Origin of the sequence: Rhodococcus sp. NPDC056506, assembly GCF_042794945.1 — a bacterium.
Lineage (GTDB): Bacteria > Actinomycetota > Actinomycetes > Mycobacteriales > Mycobacteriaceae > Rhodococcus_F.
In genome coordinates, this window is the sequence record NZ_JBHTSW010000007.1 from 182,664 (window position 1) to 199,979 (window position 17,316).

Here is a 17,316-nt window from a genome sequence, read left to right on the forward strand (position 1 = left end):
TTCAGAGGCCGAAGACACGTTTGGCGAAGCCTAGATGCTCGTCCGCCCACCCGATGACGCCGAGTGTGGAATCGAGATTCTGTGGCGGAGTGCGCACCAAGGTGTCGCGTCGGACGAGACGGTCGAAATCGACCTGAGCACGGTCGAACTGGACTCCGGCCGTGACCATGATGTTCGCCAGTTCTTGCGCCATCACCCCGTACGCGACTGTCGTGGGATGAACGCCGTCGAGCGAGAAGAGTCCGCCTGAAGCGCGGCCACCGTGACCGTCGGCGGAGAGGAACAGCGAGTCCGGCACGGGTTGCAGGTCGGTCAGCGCCTTGGGGAGGGGGTACGGCGTCCACCATGACGGCCGCGCATTGACGTCGGTGACGTAGCGCCGTGAGGCCACGCGCTCGAGCAACCCGGCAATATCGCAGAGGTACCAGTCCTTCCCCACCCGACGAGCGTTCGCGACGGCCTGCTCGATTCCGTCGTTGTACATGTCGATTGCGGTGTCGACGGCCCATGCCTGCGCGCCGGTGATGTGTTGATCGCGTTGTGGGTCGAAGTCGGTATCGCGCACCCATGGTCGCGCGTAATACGGGAAATAGCGGGATCCGATTTCGATCTTCCCACCGAGCCCGTGGGCGATCGGTGCGATGGTCACGTGTGGGACGGTGCAGAGGATGACGTGCTGCGCGTTGATCTTTCGAATCGCAGCGAGTACCTCGGCATACTCCGACGCGAAGTGCTCAGGCTGCCACACCGTGTAGTCGCGCTTGCCGTCCGGATCACGGAAGTTGTTGCCGCTCCACTCGACTCGGAGTTCGGTGACGGTGCGGAGCGCGTTGTTGGCACCGAGGAAGACGATCAGAGTTTCGATGCCTTCCTTACCCAACTCCGCTGCTGCATCGAACGCGGTCATGCGCTTCTCGGCGTCGGAGCCTCGCGGCAGAACTCGCAGTGCGGCGCGCTCACCGTTGTTCTCGACGATCTGGCTGATCAAATCGTCGTGCGGCTGGTGAAGAGCGTCCTCACAGCCCTGCGCCGTCTTGGTCAGAGCGTCACGAAGATCCCACCCGTACACCGACAGGTTGTGGTTGATTGCCGAGAACGTCGGCGCTTCGCTGCCCGGTCCGCGTTCCCAGTAGTCCTCCACCTGGTCCATGAACGCACGCGCAGCAAAGAGTGCGAGCGGAACCTCCCAGAGGTCGAGCCGTGGGCCGAAGCGCTCCTCGAGGGTGCGGAGCAACAGTTCGATGTTGAGCGGAAGCCCGCCCGGGCCGCCGTAACGGGGAAAGCGGAACTGGTCGAGCCGGCCCAGCTGGTGAGCAATGATCGCCGGATACGACAGATCTGTATTGAAGATCGCCCCGCTCTGGAATCCCTGCGATAGCGAATCGCCGATGACCACCAACCGGTGGGGAGCATCTCCCCCAGGTGGAACTACCGGAATCCCCACTGTGGGATCGAACTGCGGAACCCTTGGTCCGCCGGCGGCCGCGGCCACGACGTCGTCGGGAGTATCGGATGGAAGTTCCATGCCCACTCACCTCCGGAAAAGTCCAGCTGGTCAGCTGATCAGTGGTGGCTTACGCCGATCGGCATTGTCCTGCTCCGATTGCTTCTCGATCGACCTGACAACCTCGTCGGCCCACTGTTGATTTCGCCCGTCGAATTCTGCGCGGTCCCGACGCGCGATACCCCGCCCCACCAGGATGGCAATCGGAATGGAACACACGACCCATACGAGTAGTACGCCACCGACAATCCACCACATAACCAGTAATTGTGCCCGATTCGACGACTGTTGTGCTCCAGGTCGAAACATCTGTCCGAATAGTGGCGGTCAATCCAGGTGAGCGCGCAGGTCAGAAACGATCTGCGTCGACGGTTTCACGGACTTTGCGAACCTGATTCCAAGCACGAGCGGCGATGCCGAAGGCAACAAGCGACATCAGATCCGAGACCGTCAGACCGTGTTCTCTGTTCAACGACCACAAGACCTGACCTTCCAGCGGTCCGTTGAAGAACAGCCACGCCACCCCCGCACAGGCGGTCGCAACAACACTGACTTTCGACGGCTTCATCAAACACACGGTGCTGGTCACGAACAACAAGTTCATGAAAACCAGACCGTAGAAAATTCCGATCATGCGACTCCCCCCGAAGTTCGTTCGTTCAGCTGCGGTTGAAGTTCAGGTACGCCTTCGACGGTGTCGGGCCGCGCTGGCCCTGGTACTTGGATCCGGCCTCGGAGCTTCCGTACGGGAACTCCGCAGCGCTCGAGAGCTTGAGCAGGCAGAGCTGTCCGATCTTCATTCCCGGCCAGAGCGTGATCGGCAGGTTTGCGACATTGGACAGCTCCAGTGTGATGTGGCCGCTGAAACCCGGGTCGATGAAACCGGCGGTCGAGTGCGTCAACAGGCCGAGGCGCCCGAGGCTCGACTTACCTTCGAGACGGCCGGCGAGGTCGTTCGGCAGTGAGCACACTTCGAGTGTCGAACCGAGAACGAACTCGCCGGGATGAAGCACAAACGGCTCGCCCTCTGCCGGTTCGACCAGGCTGGTCAACTCGTCCTGGCGAAGTGCCGGGTCGATGTGCGTGTACCGCGTGTTGTTGAAAACCCGAAACAGACCGTCCAGGCGCACGTCGACGCTCGACGGTTGCACCATGGAGTCGTCGAAAGGGGCGATACCCAGACGTCCAACGGAGATTTCGGCACGGATGTCACGATCGGAGAGCAGCACAGGTAGAGGTTACCGGTTCTGCGAGCATTGCCGACCCATCGCCGGGATGATCACGCTGCGCTCAACAAACGCGATAGGCGAGTTCAGAACTCCCCCGGCGGAGCAACGCCCCACCCGTAGAGAGATTTCCATGCCGAAAGGCTTTCCCTCGCAGAGCTTGTGGACAAATCATCCACCGGTGGCACCGACGTCGACACGCCTCTGTTGATCGGCGACGGACCAGGAATACCCTGCTTGAAAGCTCGTCTGATCATGTTCGGAAAGCACGTTGGTCGGCGGTGAATACACGCCCGGTCGGCTGCGACGCCGATGTAGTTCAATGGTAGAACATCAGCTTCCCAAATTGGTCGAACCCCTCTCAACACGGGTCATTGCCAGTCAAGAAATACCCCTCACCTTCACGTATGGGGTTAACGCGTGTCATCGCGATTACGTACCCAACGCGACCAACGACCGATCGAACGCATGCGATTTGGGCCTTCAGCTACGTGCTGGGCGGCCTCTTTATCGAAGTCGATCGTCGAGCTTTACACCCATTTCATACTCCGTCGCACTCGGTCCCCTTGGGTGTCGATGTGGGCACTCGCACGTTTGTGTCGTTCGTATTCGAGGCGCCTGGTAACAGCTAGAATCCGATCAGACTAAACGGAGGTATAGACGTGGAAGTTGAGGAGCTAATCGCTCGCGCGTGGGGCGCAGTGCGTGATGCTGGCGTTCCCGAGCCGCTCCAGGAACTCGCGTTTAGACGCGCGATCGAGCATCTTTCGGGTGAGTCTCCTACACGCCAGCCTGCGTCGGGCAAGCCTCCCGCCGCCGCTGAAGGTCGCAGCACAGCGAAAAAGGATTCAGGCGAATCGCCAAAAGTCAAGGTAGGAAGCAATTGGGAGATCTTCGAGAAGTTCGCAAAAGAAGCTTCAATTCCCGCTACCGAACTGCAAGAGGTCTACTACTTCGATGACAGTGGACCCCACCTTAATGGCCCGCGCTCGAAGTATGGCTCCTCCACGCGCGAACAGGCTCAGAACATTGTCCTAGCGATAGTTACTGCGCGGGACTACGCCCTAGACGAGGCCGAAACCACTGATGAAGCAATCAAGACCGAGTGCCTCAGACTGAAATGCGACCCAAAGAGGAACTGGTCCACTGTTATGAATAGCCTAAGTACCGTCACTTATGGAGGTCCCAAAGGTGGCAAGGTTGCTCGCGTGAAGCCCAGTTCACACGAGAGTCTGCGCGCGCTCGTTTCCAAAGTTCGCGGCATGGAATCCGCTGAATGACACTGACGGAGCTTCTGTCGTCAATCGGGAAAGAATCCCAGGTAAAGCGACTGCTGGCGACGCTATTCTTCCTTGAGGTCGTCGAGAGCAGTTATCCTGTCAGCTCTGCCACGGCAAAGAATGCGATTCTTTCAGCACGGGTACCCGGAGCGAAGAACTGGAACGTGCCGACGTTGTTCACGAAGGCGGCCGCCAATGTTGAGTACAAGGGCGACGATGACAACGGACGAAAGCTGTGGCAACTAACGTCGAGCGGGCGGAAACTCGTCACCTCGTTCGTCGACACCAGCCAGCTGCAAACGGCGTCTGCGAAACATCGGGAGAAGTCAGACGTCGAGCAGATACGAGCGACCATCGAAGGCATACAAAACTCTGACGCGAAAGAGTATGCGGGTGAAGCAGTCGACTGCTTGTCCGTAGGATGTCGGCGCGCGGCAATTGTCTTCATGTGGGTTGCAGCGACGCACGAAATTCAAGATCGAGTTTGGAATTCTTCGACACCGCAAAACATCACCGCCGCAGCGCAAAAGCACAATCCAAAAGCGAAAGGTGCCAAGAAACGTGATGACTTGGTCGAATATAATGAAGCCCTGCTGTTGCAGGTTGCACAAGATCTCGGTGTAATTGACAAGAACGAGAAGTCTGAACTGAGCAAGTGCCTCGATCTGCGTAACGCTTGCGGGCATCCGAATAAGTACAGACCCGGGGAGCACAAGACAAAAGCGCACATCGAGGACATCGTTACGATTCTATTCAAGTAGTAGATTCGCCCCGCATAATCCCATGAAGGCGTCGTTCCCGCTGCCACCTGAGCATGGTGAACGCCTCGCGAACGCTCGGGTCACCCAACGCTTCGAGGGGTAGGCCCGGCGAATCAGGGATACGCCATCCGCACCGCTAGCTGACGCGCCGAGGGCGTGGGTCGATGTGATTGCCCGTATTGGCTGGTCAAAGCGCGCCTGCCCGAGTCCCCGCATCGGCGCCAACCCACATGATGCTTCATAGTGAAGCAGATTGATCTCATGTTGCGCCGCTGTGACCAAAGTAGAGGAATTGGTCCGGAGTCAAGTCTTGTGGCATTTGTGCAGTGAAGCAAAGGAGATTCCGAGGATTGAACAGTTTTGGCAAGCACGCGCGTCATTGCTGTCGAAGCTCACGTACAACCTCGACGTGCTGCGACGGTTTGACGACGACAAGTCAATTCAGCCCTTGTCCGTGACCGACATCGGCATGAAGGGTCAAGTCCCTCACCGACGGTGGGACGACCACATCCAAAGGTCGGGTACGTAGACGGTGGGGGTCGAAGGCGACCAACAAGGTCATCGCCTCATCCGCACGTCTCCTGGAGGATGCCAAGCATCAGGGCCTCCTGGCCCGCAACGTCGCCGAGCACGTTTCCCGCGTCGCTACAGCACATCGTGACATGGCGTCTTTCACGGAAGGCGAGGTAAGGCAATTGCTCAGCTCTATCGAGGACAACCGCAACGCCCACGACTGGCACCTGTCGCCGTCGGGCATGCGTTGGGGGGAAGTAGTCGGTCTGCGATGGCAGATGTTGACGTGGGTACCCGTGCACTGAGCATCCTCAACAACCGAGTGACCGCGGGTGGTCGATCCGTCGAGGGTGACCCCAAGTCGTTGAGGTCGCGCCGCGGCCCTTCTGATCCCTGAGAGGCCCCATACGGCGAAGGAGACTTGGAGGTTCGGGAGGTTCGGCCGTATCCCCGACGGCGGTGGGCATCGCAAGTTCGGTTGCACGATCGGCAACCGCCACAACAAGAAACAGGGGCGCGGTTACGCGTACGTCCATCACGCCGTCGACGATCACAGCCGACTGGCGTACTCGACAGATCCTCGGCGACGAACGCAAAGAACCGCCTCGGGGTTCTTCGAACGCGCCAAAGCCTACTTCGCGGCCCATGACATCACGATTGCGCGTGTGTTGACCGACAATGGATCCTGTTACCGCTCAATGCTATTCGCACAGACCCTCGGCCCTGAGCTATTCGCACAGACCCTCGGCCCTGACATCAAGCACAAGCGGACCAGGCCCTACCGGCCGCAGACCAACGGCAAAGTCGAACAATTCAACAAAACCCTCAACCAGGAATGGGCCTACGCGAACACCTACCTCTCCGACGAAGCCCGAGCGGCGACCTACCAAGACTTGATCCATCACTACAATCACCACCGACCCCACACAGGCATCGGCGGTAAGTCACCCATCGAGCGACTCACCGTCCACAACGTCCCCGGGAAGAACAGCTAGATCTCGATCGAGTTGTGCCGCGTATTCCGTGAGGAGAACCTTAAGTCGACTCACCATGAAGGTGTAGTACTCGCACATCGTACGCAGACGGGCACGCTGTGCAGGAGGTTGATCATGTCCGCGGCCCTGCGCGCTTTCCGCGAGGGCCAGCAGTTCGGTGGTCTGCTCGAGTTGATGCTGGAGGCACCCGAGCCAGGCGTCCTCGCGCCATCGGTAGACGAACTGGCGACTACCTGGCTCTTTGAATCGCTCCACGATGCCGTTGGTCATGAGTAGCCGGGTGGTCTCGGATACCGACCCTTTGCTCGCATCAAGAGCTTGCTGAAGTTGCGCCATACTCATCGGCGCCACGCTGAGCATCAACACGCCCGCAGCGCGGCCCGCCATGGGTGGCCACCCCATCGCGTGCCCGATATGCGTACCGAAATCCTCAATCAGGGACACGTGGTCGCCCGAATTGCCGCTGCCGTGTGGTTCCGACATCGCCACCTCCATTTGATCAAAAAATAATGAACATTCACTATTGACTGAATCTTACTTGTGGACAATCATACTCGGCAGGACCCGGAGGCTCCGGGAGACCTCATACGCGCAATACGTTACGGAGGTTCGTTGTGATCGAGACAGGCTGGGACGTCATCGTGGTCGGAGCAGGATCGGCAGGGGGTGCGCTCGCCGTCCGTTCCGCAGAGAAAGGCAAACGAGTCCTACTTCTCGAAGCGGGACCGAACTATCGCTCGGCGAGCATGCATCAAGCATGGCGCTCACCCAACCCGATCAAAGCCCTGCTCGACCCCACCGCCATGGACGGTCTCGTCTGGACCGGGCTCGATGCGGCGCGAACCGAAAAGCAAGCGGCCGCGCCCTACTGGCGGGGTCGAGGGGTCGGCGGCAGCTCCTCGATCAATGGCCAGATCGCTATTCGTCCGCCGATGGAAGATTTCGACGATTGGGTCACATGGGGTTGTACGGGTTGGGGACCTACCGACGTGCTGCCCTACTTCGCCAAGCTCGAGGACGACGAAGAATACGGCGCCGAAGACTACCACGGCCGAGGAGGCCCAACCCCGATTTACCGCATGCCCCAGGAGAATTGGGGCGCCGTCGACACCGCACTGTGCAGTGCAGCCCTGTCCGCCGGTCACGCGTGGGCCGCCGACGTCAATGCCCCCCACGCGATAGGGGTCTCGCCCTATCCGATCAACTCCCGGTCCGGACAGCGAGTATCGGTCAACGACGCCTACCTCGAGAACGCCCGTGATTCCGCGACCTTGACGATCCGAGGCGACGCCCTGGTCGACCAGGTGGTGTTCGCCGGAGACCGCGCCATCGGGGTCCGGATCATCGTCAACGGCACCGTAGCGACCGAGCACGCCGACGAAATAATACTGAGCGCCGGAGCAGTCCACTCCCCAGCCATTCTCATGCGGTCCGGAATCGGCCCGGCCGGACAGCTGCGCGGACTGGGGATCCAAGTGCGCCAGGATCTTCCGGTCGGACACGACCTACAAGACCATCCGATGGCGGTGATCTCCATTCCTCTGATCGACGAAGCTGGGATCCAGAGCCCCGACGATCGACACACCAACGTCTGCGTCAGATACACCAGCAAACCCGACGCCCCCCTCGGCGACATGATGTTCGTGTCACAAAATCAGAATGTCGTCGCCATGGCCAACCCTGACATGCGCGCGTTGGCAGGCGCGTTCGGAGTCTGGGTGAATCAGGCCTATTCCCGCGGAATACTAACTCTGACCTCGTCCGACCCGGCGGATCAACCTCAAATTCACTCCCGGATGCTCTCCGACGAGCGAGACCTTTCCCGGTTGCGCGACGGGATACGCGACCTGGTCGACCTCGCTCGCGACCCGGCAGTCGCCGCCATCACCCACGGACCACTCGAAACCGAAAACAAGGAACTGTTCTCGGCACTCGACAGTGACAGCGAGCTCGACGACCACTTGCTCGCAACCGTGAGCGACGTTCAGCACGCCACCAGTACCTGCCGGATGGGCGCATCCGGAAACAAGGACACCGTGGTTGACCCATCCTGTCGAGTCCTCGGAACCGACCGGCTACGAGTGGTGGACGCGTCGATATTCCCTTCCGTCCCACGTGCCAACACCAACCTGACGGCAATTATGGTGGGCGAACTCATGGCCGACCGAATCCGTTGAGCGCGACATCACAAGGAAGGCAGTACTTTTCGCATGAAAACATTACAGAATTTGATCGGCGGAAAATGGGAAGACTCCCAGGATTCAGCACTGAATGATCTGGTGAATCCCGCCACCGAAAACGTCATCGCACACTATCCCAGTGGATCGTGCGACGATATCGACCGCGCTGTCGCTGCGGCCGTGCAGGCGCAACCCGGGTGGGCGGAGTTACCAGTCGCCGAACGCGTGGAGCATCTCCTACGGTGGGCTGACGAGATTGCCGAGCATGCCGAGGACCTGGCGGAGCTCGAATGTCAGGAAATGGGGAAGCCGGTCGCTCTCGGAAGGTACTTCATCGATGGCGGTGTCCAGGGGTTTCGAACTGCAGTCGATGATGCGTTGACCTATCCATTCGCCGAAACCGTTCCCGGCGCCGATGGCAGTACAACGACAATCCTGCGTCACCCTCTAGGTGCCACCGCCGTCATCACCCCGTGGAACTTCCCCGTACCAATGGTGCTGGGCGCTCTCGGACCTCTTCTCGCCTCGGGCAACACCGTCGTGGTCAAGCCGTCCGAGCGATCACCACTATCCACCGCCCGGCTCTTCGAGTTGTCGACGTTGCCTCCTGGCGTCGTCAACCTCGTCCTCGGTGACGCTCGCGCCGGGGCGCCGTTAGTCGAGCACAGGCAAATCCGATTGGTGCACTTCACGGGGTCCGTCGATACAGGCCGGCGAATCGGCGCCGCGACGGGTGAGCGGTTGTGCCGGTCGATTCTCGAACTCGGCGGCAAGGACCCCGTCGTCGTCGACGCCGGGGTCGATCCTGTCGCGACCGCCGCCGCGATCGCCTTCGGCGCATTCGTCAACACCGGACAGATCTGCACGTCCATGGAACGCATTTATGTACACCAGGACATCGCCGAGGCATTCGTCGACGCACTGGTCGACGCCGCCGCCACCTATACCCTCGGCGACGGCCACAACCCCGAAACCGTACTGGGACCGTTGGTCGATGCACGCCAGCGCGATATCGTCCATCGACACGTCATCGACGCAGTCGAACGCGGGGCACACGTCCGCATCGGCGGGGTAATCCCGAAACGGGCGGGATTCTTCTACCCGGCCACCGTGCTCACAGACGTCGACGACTCGATGCTCGCGATGACCGAGGAAACATTCGGCCCACTAGCCCCTGTTGTTGTCGTCTCCTCCTTCGAGGAGGGACTCGACCGCGCCAGTTCATCGCGCTTCGCCCTCGGGGCAACCGTCTACACGCACAACCCCGACCACGCCGCCGCAGCCGCGGCCATCCCCGCCGGGGTGACTTGGGTCAACCAATGGCAGGGCGGCGGCTCAGAGAGACTGTACGAACCCGCCGGCGAGAGCGGTATGGGCGCCACTGGCGCCCGAGCGGCATACGACGCCGCGACCCGCCCCTCAACGATCCACACTGCCCCCACAACTGCGTCCGCACTTTCATGACACCACCTTTCGTCAGCCCGAAAGCTGCCATCGAGCAAAGGATTCGACAACACGCAGGCAAGCTTCTGAAGCTGTCGCACCGTATCCACGCGAACCCTGAATTGGGATTCGAAGAACACCGAGCAAGTCAGTGGATCGCCGACGAACTCAACGGCGCGGGCTTCGAGGTGAAACACGGGTGCTACGACCTACCCACCGCCGTCCACGCCACGAGCGGATCAGGCCCGATACACGTCGGAATCTGCGCCGAATACGACGCCCTCCCCGAAATCGGACACGCATGTGGCCATAACATCATCGCCGCCGCCGCCGTCGGAGCCGTCCTCGGACTAGCCGACCTCGCCGACGACCTGGGGTTGACCGTAACACTCCTCGGCACCCCCGCTGAAGAAGGCGGCGGCGGAAAGATCCTCATGCTCGAACGCGGTGCCTTCGACGGACTTCACGCGGCGATGATGGTCCACCCCGCCGCCATCGAAATGACGGCGATGCCCGGAACCGCCATTTCCCAATTCGAAGTCACGTACAAAGGAAAACCCGCCCACGCCGGGGCCTATCCCGAACTAGGAGTCAACGCTGCCGATGCGATGCTTATCGCGCAAGTAGCGATAGGGCAACTGCGACAACAAACTCGCGGAACCGACCGGATTCAGGGCATCGTCACCAACGCCGGCAGCGCCGTCAACGTGATCCCCGATACTGCAGCCGGACGCTGGATCGTCCGCTCCGACACCGTAGAAGCGCTCGCCACACTCACAGCGCGGGTCAAACGATGCTTCGAAGCTGGAGCGATAGCCACGGGATGTGCCCTGACGTTCACTCCCGACGGTCCGGACTACGCAGACTTACGCCCCGACACCGCACTGCTTGCTCAATACCGCGCCAATGCCGAAGCCCTCGGTCGCACCTTCCCCGATCTACCAGACGGCACGGTGGGTGCAGCCACCGACATGGGCAATATCTCCCACGCAGTGCCCACCATTCACCCCATGCTCGGTCTGGGCTGTCACCCCGCGGTCAACCACCAACCCGAGTTCGCCGACGCCTGCATCAGCCCCACTGCCGACAAAGCCGTTCTCGACGGCGCCATAGCGATGGCTTGGACCGCAGCCGATTTCGCGACACAGCATCCGACAAATCCTCACTGAATCAGCGACGCCGGCCCACATCCCGGATGTCCAGGTAGTGAAGGCTTTTCGAGTCATCACTACCTGGACAAAGGTGTGAGGAGACGCGCCCTAGAATAGTGAAACCCGTCCTGACCACATCCGAAAGGCGTTGCACGTGAGCGCAAGCGAAATCTTCAATCCCTTCGCCTTTGAGGGCCTGACTTATGACGACGTACTGCTGTTGCCGGGCCCGACCGATGTCATCCCTTCTGAAGCGGAGACGAGCACGCGTCTGAGCCGCCGCATCAACATCAACGTCCCGATCCTCTCAGCCGCGATGGACACCGTCACGGAGGCGCCGATGGCGATCGCCCTGGCCCGCCTCGGCGGCATCGGCATCATTCACCGCAACATCTCGATCGAGAACCAGGCCCGCCAAGTGGACCGGGTCAAGCGTTCCGAATCGGGCATGATTTCCGACCCGGTGACGATCGCCCCGGACGCGACGCTGCAGGACCTGGACGATCTGTGCGCGCACTACCACGTCTCCGGCCTGCCGGTCGTGGACGAAGACCGAAAGCTGTTGGGCATCATCACCAATCGCGACACCCGGTTCGTCCCGCGCAACGAGTGGCCCACCACCAAAATCGACGAGAAAATGACCTCTATGCCGTTGATCACGGCTCCGGTGGGCACTTCCCGCGACGCCGTTCTGGAGTTGCTGGCCAAGCACCGCATCGAGAAGCTGCCGCTGGTGGACGCGAACAACGTCCTGCAGGGCCTCATCACCGTCAAGGACTTCGACAAGGCCGAGGACTACCCCCTAGCCACCAAGGACGATGAGGGCCGTTTGCGCGTCGGCGCCGCCGTGGGCTTCTTCGGCGAGGGCTACGACCGTGCCATGGCGCTCGTGGACGCCGGTGTAGACGTTCTGGTCGTGGACACCGCCAACGGCCATAGCCGGGGTGTGCTGGAGATGATCGCGCGCCTGAAGAAGGATCCGGCCGCGGCACACGTGGACGTCATCGGCGGACAGGCCGCCACCCGCGAGGGTGCCCAGGCGCTCATCGACGCCGGCGCCGACGCGATCAAGGTCGGCGTGGGCCCGGGCTCCATCTGCACCACCCGAATCGTCGCCGGCGTGGGTGTCCCGCAGGTCACCGCGATCTACGAGTGCGCGAAGGCCGCAATCCCCGCAGGCGTCCCGGTCATCGCCGACGGAGGCCTGCAGTACTCGGGCGACATCGGCAAAGCTCTCGTCGCCGGTGCCGACTCCGTCATGCTCGGCTCGCTGCTGGCCGGAACGCAGCAGTCCCCGGGTGACCTGGTTTTCGTCAACGGCCGCCAGTTCAAGACCTACCGCGGCATGGGCTCGCTGGGCGCCATGCAGACGCGCGGGAAAAACACGTCCTACTCCAAGGACCGTTACTTCCAGGCGGATGTCCCGTCCGACGAGAAACTGATCCCTGAGGGCATCGAGGGTCAGGTTCCCTACCGCGGACCGCTCTCCTCCGTGGTCCACCAACTGGTGGGTGGCCTGTGCCAGACCATGTTCTATGTGGGTGGCCACACCGTGCCGGAACTGAAGGCCCGCGGCAAGTTCGTCCGCATCACTGCGGCCGGTCTGAAGGAATCACACCCGCACGACATCGCGATGACCGTCGAAGCGCCGAATTACCATCGGTGACACGCGGTGCCCGATCGGGTCCGACGGTTGCAGGGACGACTACCGCAATGCTTCGCGCGCAGATAGGAGCGAATGGCGCGAGAGGAGTGGTAGGTCGCAGCTCGGGCTTCGTCGGAGAGGTAGGTGTTCGCGTAGGCCCATTCCTGGTTGAGGGTTCTGTTGAATTGTTCGACTTTGCCGTTGGTCTGCGGCCGGTAGGGCCTGGTCCGCTTGTGCTTGATGTCAGGGCCGAGGGCCTGTGTGAATAGCATTGAGCGGTAACAGGATCCGTTGTCGGTCAACACGCGCGCAATCGTGATGTCATGGGCCGCGAAGTAGGCTTTGGCGCGTTCGAAGAACCTCGAGGCGGTTTCTTTGCGTTCGTCGCCGAGGATCTGTCGAGTACGCCAGTCGGCTGTGATCGTCGACGGCGTGATGGACGTACGCGTAACCGCGGCCCTGTTTCTTGTTGTGGCGGTTGCCGATCGTGCGACCGAACTTGCGATGCCACCGCCGTCGGGGACACGGCCGAGCTTCTTGATGTCGAGGTCGCGGGCAGAGGAAACGATGCGGTGTGGGCCCCAGCGACGGAGGAAGCGCAGGTTGATGATTCGACGTTCGGTGCGGGTCGGTGTCCTGCCGGGGCTGCGGCGCGGTCGGCTCGAGCGGTCGGCCATCGCCGCCGGGCCACCAGTGCGGTATCGGTCGGCCCACTTCTTGGCGGTGGTCGGTGACACCTGGAATCGTTCGGCGGCGCGGCGGATCGACCATCCGTCGTCGACGATCGAAGTCGCGAGTTTCAATCGCCCCTTCGGTGTGAGCAAGGCATTAGCGTGTGACACGAGGGCCTCTCGGTTGTCGGTGCAGTTGTGGTAACCACACCGATACCGGAGGTCCTCACCTGTCTGTCGCTGCCACGCCGTCCACAACCTCCCTGGTCATTACAGCTAGATGCCGCTATCACTCGCTGGAACTGTTACCCACGTCCATTCGGGACCCCTGTGGAGCATGGTCTTGTCGGTGCACACTTCTGCAGTGGTCTCGGGTTACAGTCCGAATCGAGTGCCAGGCGCACTTCAGCATATCGATGGGGCCCGATACCGGGCTTTGACTGTGGGTGAAGTAGTCGACCTCGACTGGGAACAGAAGGAACAGAACGGCTACCCATTCAGGGTGATCCTGGTAAACCGGTTCGGCGAGATCGCAAAGCCGATACCTGTCACTGAACTGGTGAACCAAATCTTCGGCGAAGACTGTCCCGCAGACAGACCAGCAGCTGCAGGCCGTTGATCGCGGTCAGCGCGGGTGAGTGGCGCAAGGCAGCCGCCCGCCCCGGAGGACGTGACGGGCAGCGGTCGCTTGCCGGTCGCGAGTTTCTATGAGGCCGAGAGAGTGGTGCGGATGCCGCGGCGCCATACGTCACGCAAGTTGAGAGTGTCGCTGATCGTGGTGGTGGGGTCGCCGTCCACGAGCAGCAGGTCGGCCCGCAGGCCCTCGGCGATGCGGCCACGGTCCTCCAGGCCGAAGCGACGTGCCGGGGTGAGGGTCGCCGCGCGCAGGGCCTGGATCGGGGTGAGGCCGGCGCGGACGAGGTACTGGAGCTCCTGGTGGACGCTGGCGCCGTGGACCACACCGCCCAGGAACGGCAGTGGCAGGGGGGCTGCGTCGGTGCCCACCATCAGGTCGACGCCTACGTCGTGCAGGGCCTTGACCGAGGCCAGGACGTCCTCCAGTTTGCCTTGCGGGTAGCGGTTGTAGCTGCTGTTGAGAGTGTTCGTCCATGCCTCGTTCAGGCGTGAACTGACACGCGGGTCCTCGGTGAGGGATGTGCCGGTGACGCCCATCATGGAGGCGTTCAGGACGACACAGGGGACGACGAACGCGCCGGAGGCGGCGATGAGGTCGATGATTTCGTCGCTGTGCGGCTGGTCCATGAACAGGTGGGCGAAGCCATCGATGCCGGCCTCGATCGCCATCCGTGTCGCATCCACGGTCAAGGTGTGGGCGATGGCGAGCATCCCGTGCCGGTGAGCCTCGGCGACACCGGCACTCAGGGTTGCCTGATCGAGCATGGGCAGACCGGGGTGGCCCTCGACGGTACCGTCGTCGACCATGAACTTGATGTAATCCGAGCCCGCCGCGACGAGCTGGGGGACGAAAGCGACCGCTTCTTCCGGAGTGGTGGAGAACGGCATCAGTGGCATCTCGTGCGGGCCAGGCCGATCGCCGCGGTCGTCTGGGCCGCTGTGGCCTTCCGGTTTGAAATCTTTGGGCATGAGTTCGCTGGGGTGACCCCCGGGAGGAGTGATGCCGAACCCCGCAGAGCGGACATCGGCGAGGGAATCATTCTCCGTGATGTGTGCGCGACTGGCCTTGGTATTCATGCCCTGCATCTCCAGTTCGGTGGTGATCCCAAACCGCAGTGCCAGCGCGAGTGTCTCTTCGGAGGTGTGTACATGGGCGTCGAACAGACCGGGCAGCAGTGTTCCGCCCCTGGCGTCGACGATGCCCGCCCCTGCGGGCGGTTCACCTCCGACCGCGGCAATCCGCGTGCCGTTCAGCACCACGGTGGTGTCCTCCAGTACGCGTTCACCGTCGAACAGACGGCCGTTGATGATGGCTGTGATCATGTCGCTCTCTTCTCCGGGCAGGCCTGTCGCTCCGCTGAATGCCGAGTTCTCCCCACCGCGATGACCACACTAATGCAAATTGCAATTCCATGCATAATCGCATGCATCTGCAATTGGTAGTTACATGCGTTAAGCTTCGAGGGTGATCAAAACGGATGCCTCCATGCCGCAAGGCGAGGACCTCCTGGATGCCGTCGGTACGGCCTTCGCGCGGCTGAGGCGGCGCACCATGCAAGCGCCGGTCGACCCCCCTGTGGGGCCCAAGGACCTCAAGCGCAACCTGGTCCTCAACATCGTCGACGAGGCGACCGAGGTGGACACGGAGATGACGGTCGGCGGGCTTGCCGACCACCTCCTGGTGGACCCGTCGGTGGCCAGCCGCATGGTGAGCGACTGCATCTCCCACGGCTACCTGATTCGCGCGGCGTCGCAGCAGGACGGCCGCCGCACCGTGCTCCACCTCACCGAAGAAGGCAGCGCCCTCCTCAGCCGCTTCCGCCACCAGCAGCGGCAGGCATTCGAATACATCACCCGCGGCTGGCCCGAAGCCGAGCGTCTCGAATTCGCACGACTTCTCCTCAAGTACACGGACTCCACCGCCCAGCTGCCCGCACCAGGCACCGCCAACAGACCCCCAGTACCGCCAGTCGCGTAAGGTCACCGTTCGACCGGGCCTGCTATGCCCGCGTCAGCAGGCCACTGCGTCAGCCGCCCAGGCTCCGTCGTGGGCGGCACGCCATACGTCATCACACGCGAGACTTCTCCACCTGGCGGCGGTCCAGACTATAGTGCCGTCACCTGACACAGCCCGACACGCCGAGGCTCACCCTCTCGTGGCAGCCGGCCAACAGTTGAAGAGCTCCCATTCCCACTGGCAACGAGCCTGCTTCCCACACCGCCTGAAGGGGCGCCACGCACAGATCAGCGTTACGCCACGATCCGGGTCGTTGTACTCAGTTCCGCGCGTTCATCTTTCGTCACCGTCTCCGCAGTCCGCGGGAACCGGTAGACCAAAGTTCCGCCCTCACGATCCATGTATTGAATGCTCCAGAGCGTGCGATCGATCTGACCCACTTCGATACTCCGGATGGCTTCCTCCAAAGTCGGGCACTCCGCCGTGCGCTGCGCAGCACCGTCGTAGAGAAGGGTGAAATGCGTTCTGTCGACGACGGGTGAAAACTGAACGGATGTCGTCGGACGAAAATTAACCACCTTGCGTGAGTGTTGTGGGATGATTTCAGTGGAGGATTGGGCGGAGATCCGCCGTTTGCATCGGGCTGAGAGCCTGTCGATCAGTGAGATCGCGCGGCGGTTGGGGTGACTTGCAATACCGCGCACTCGGCGTTGGCATCGGATCGTCCTCCGAAGTATCAACGAAAACTGCAACGCACCCTCGCTGATGCGGTCGAGCCGCAGGTGCGGGCTCTGTTGTCGGAGTTTCCTCGGATGCCGCGTCTTCATCGCCTCCCGCACGCAGTCCCTCGACCTCGACTCGCCACTGCTCCGCACGGCGCGCATTCCATACCGCGCCCTCGACCGCGGCGACTAACACCTGCACGAGCACCTCGCCGATCTCGCTGAACCCGTGATCGTCGTAGCTGTAGAGTTTCAACGCCCTTACCTGGTCGTCGTCGGAGCGGTGCCGAAAGGTACGTGCCACCCCCATCCCGGCGACGTTCTTCGCATCGGTGATCGCCACATCGATAGGACGCGCTGACACCTCAATAACCATGCGGCTGTATGCTCATCCCCGGGACGACGCTCTGCGGCGTGCAGCTTCAGCTGTTGACTACATGTCACAACGAGCGTGACACGTAAACGAACACGCAGGTTGAGGTGGGCAATCATCGCAGGTCAGAGCCCTAACGCCGATGTAGTTCAATGGTAGAACATCAGCTTCCCAAGCTGAATACGCGGGTTCGATTCCCGTCATCGGCTCCACCACTCAGAAACCCCCGATGAACTGGCAACAGTCGCCGGGGGTTTCG

15 protein-coding genes, 1 tRNA gene and 3 pseudogenes are annotated in these 17,316 nt (G+C 61.7%); 11 read left to right on the forward strand and 8 right to left on the reverse strand.

Annotated features, from left to right (window positions below; translation table 11 throughout):
- Position 1 precedes the first annotated feature (1 nt).
- From ACFQ6H_RS09710 to dcd, 4 genes are all read right to left on the reverse strand, one after another.
- Complete coding sequence (locus ACFQ6H_RS09710) at positions 2 to 1,525, reverse strand: hypothetical protein (protein WP_378645767.1); 1,524 nt, start codon at positions 1,523 to 1,525, stop codon at positions 2 to 4.
- 30 nt (positions 1,526 to 1,555) lie between these two features.
- A complete protein-coding gene (locus tag ACFQ6H_RS09715) occupies positions 1,556 to 1,762 on the reverse strand; it encodes a hypothetical protein (protein ID WP_007726530.1) in 207 nt (68 codons plus the stop codon).
- Between the two features lie 91 nt (positions 1,763 to 1,853).
- Positions 1,854 to 2,138 carry a hypothetical protein gene (locus tag ACFQ6H_RS09720; protein WP_378645770.1) on the reverse strand — a complete coding sequence of 95 codons (285 nt, stop codon included), beginning with the start codon at positions 2,136 to 2,138 and terminating at the stop codon, positions 1,854 to 1,856.
- Between the two features lie 25 nt (positions 2,139 to 2,163).
- Positions 2,164 to 2,733, reverse strand: coding sequence for a dCTP deaminase (gene dcd, locus ACFQ6H_RS09725; protein ID WP_378645773.1), 570 nt, complete (start codon positions 2,731 to 2,733; stop codon positions 2,164 to 2,166).
- Positions 2,734 to 3,392: 659 nt separating this feature from the next.
- On the opposite strand from dcd, the gene ACFQ6H_RS09730 reads away from it, so the two are divergent.
- The 4 genes and pseudogenes from ACFQ6H_RS09730 to ACFQ6H_RS09745 form a co-directional block, all read left to right on the forward strand.
- Positions 3,393 to 4,010, forward strand: coding sequence for a hypothetical protein (locus tag ACFQ6H_RS09730; RefSeq protein WP_214881721.1), 618 nt, complete (start codon positions 3,393 to 3,395; stop codon positions 4,008 to 4,010).
- Positions 4,007 to 4,771, forward strand: a complete 765-nt coding sequence (locus ACFQ6H_RS09735) for a hypothetical protein (RefSeq protein ID WP_214881718.1) — start codon at positions 4,007 to 4,009, stop codon at positions 4,769 to 4,771. The genes ACFQ6H_RS09730 and ACFQ6H_RS09735 overlap by 4 nt, the downstream gene beginning before the upstream one ends.
- A 662-nt stretch (positions 4,772 to 5,433) precedes the next feature.
- Entirely contained in the window at positions 5,434 to 5,589 is a 156-nt protein-coding gene (locus ACFQ6H_RS09740; protein ID WP_378645778.1) for a hypothetical protein, read from the forward strand.
- Positions 5,590 to 5,718: 129 nt separating this feature from the next.
- Positions 5,719 to 6,279 (forward strand): annotated as a pseudogene (locus tag ACFQ6H_RS09745) (integrase core domain-containing protein); the annotation flags it as partial.
- Here the strand turns inward: ACFQ6H_RS09745 and ACFQ6H_RS09750 are convergent.
- Positions 6,229 to 6,762 carry a GbsR/MarR family transcriptional regulator gene (locus tag ACFQ6H_RS09750; RefSeq protein WP_378645780.1) on the reverse strand — a complete coding sequence of 178 codons (534 nt, stop codon included), beginning with the start codon at positions 6,760 to 6,762 and terminating at the stop codon, positions 6,229 to 6,231. The pseudogene ACFQ6H_RS09745 and the gene ACFQ6H_RS09750 sit on opposite strands and share 51 nt — an antisense overlap.
- A 131-nt stretch (positions 6,763 to 6,893) precedes the next feature.
- Here ACFQ6H_RS09750 and ACFQ6H_RS09755 point away from each other — a divergent pair, with 131 nt between their 5' ends.
- From ACFQ6H_RS09755 to guaB, 4 genes are all read left to right on the forward strand, one after another.
- On the forward strand, positions 6,894 to 8,456 hold the full coding sequence (locus tag ACFQ6H_RS09755) for a GMC family oxidoreductase (protein WP_378645783.1): 1,563 nt from the start codon (positions 6,894 to 6,896) through the stop codon (positions 8,454 to 8,456).
- 33 nt (positions 8,457 to 8,489) lie between these two features.
- Complete coding sequence (locus ACFQ6H_RS09760; RefSeq protein ID WP_378645786.1) at positions 8,490 to 9,923, forward strand: aldehyde dehydrogenase family protein; 1,434 nt, start codon at positions 8,490 to 8,492, stop codon at positions 9,921 to 9,923.
- On the forward strand, positions 9,920 to 11,071 hold the full coding sequence (locus ACFQ6H_RS09765; protein ID WP_378645789.1) for a M20 family metallopeptidase: 1,152 nt from the start codon (positions 9,920 to 9,922) through the stop codon (positions 11,069 to 11,071). Before ACFQ6H_RS09760 ends, ACFQ6H_RS09765 begins: the two co-directional genes overlap by 4 nt.
- A 136-nt stretch (positions 11,072 to 11,207) precedes the next feature.
- The gene (gene guaB, locus ACFQ6H_RS09770; protein ID WP_378645792.1) at positions 11,208 to 12,719 is read left to right on the forward strand and encodes an IMP dehydrogenase; all 1,512 of its coding nucleotides are present in this window, start codon (positions 11,208 to 11,210) and stop codon (positions 12,717 to 12,719) included.
- Here the strand turns inward: guaB and ACFQ6H_RS09775 are convergent.
- Together ACFQ6H_RS09775 and ACFQ6H_RS09780 are read right to left on the reverse strand one after the other, a co-directional pair.
- Positions 12,707 to 13,540, reverse strand: a pseudogene (locus tag ACFQ6H_RS09775) (DDE-type integrase/transposase/recombinase). The gene guaB and the pseudogene ACFQ6H_RS09775 sit on opposite strands and share 13 nt — an antisense overlap.
- Before the next feature lie 534 nt (positions 13,541 to 14,074).
- On the reverse strand, positions 14,075 to 15,328 hold the full coding sequence (locus tag ACFQ6H_RS09780; protein WP_378645795.1) for an amidohydrolase family protein: 1,254 nt from the start codon (positions 15,326 to 15,328) through the stop codon (positions 14,075 to 14,077).
- Positions 15,329 to 15,470: 142 nt separating this feature from the next.
- Between ACFQ6H_RS09780 and ACFQ6H_RS09785 the strand changes: the two genes are divergently transcribed.
- Positions 15,471 to 15,983 (forward strand): MarR family winged helix-turn-helix transcriptional regulator, encoded by a 513-nt coding sequence (locus tag ACFQ6H_RS09785; RefSeq protein WP_378645798.1) that lies wholly within the window; start codon positions 15,471 to 15,473, stop codon positions 15,981 to 15,983.
- 272 nt (positions 15,984 to 16,255) lie between these two features.
- Here ACFQ6H_RS09785 and ACFQ6H_RS09790 read toward each other — a convergent pair whose 3' ends face one another.
- Positions 16,256 to 16,540: a hypothetical protein gene (locus tag ACFQ6H_RS09790; protein WP_251011529.1), complete on the reverse strand. Its 285-nt coding sequence runs from the start codon at positions 16,538 to 16,540 to the stop codon at positions 16,256 to 16,258.
- Between the two features lie 28 nt (positions 16,541 to 16,568).
- Between ACFQ6H_RS09790 and ACFQ6H_RS09795 the strand changes: the two are divergent.
- Positions 16,569 to 16,780: pseudogene (locus tag ACFQ6H_RS09795) on the forward strand (IS21 family transposase); the annotation flags it as partial.
- A 415-nt stretch (positions 16,781 to 17,195) separates the two neighbouring features.
- Positions 17,196 to 17,269: transfer RNA gene (locus ACFQ6H_RS09800), tRNA-Gly, on the forward strand.
- Positions 17,270 to 17,316 lie beyond the last annotated feature (47 nt).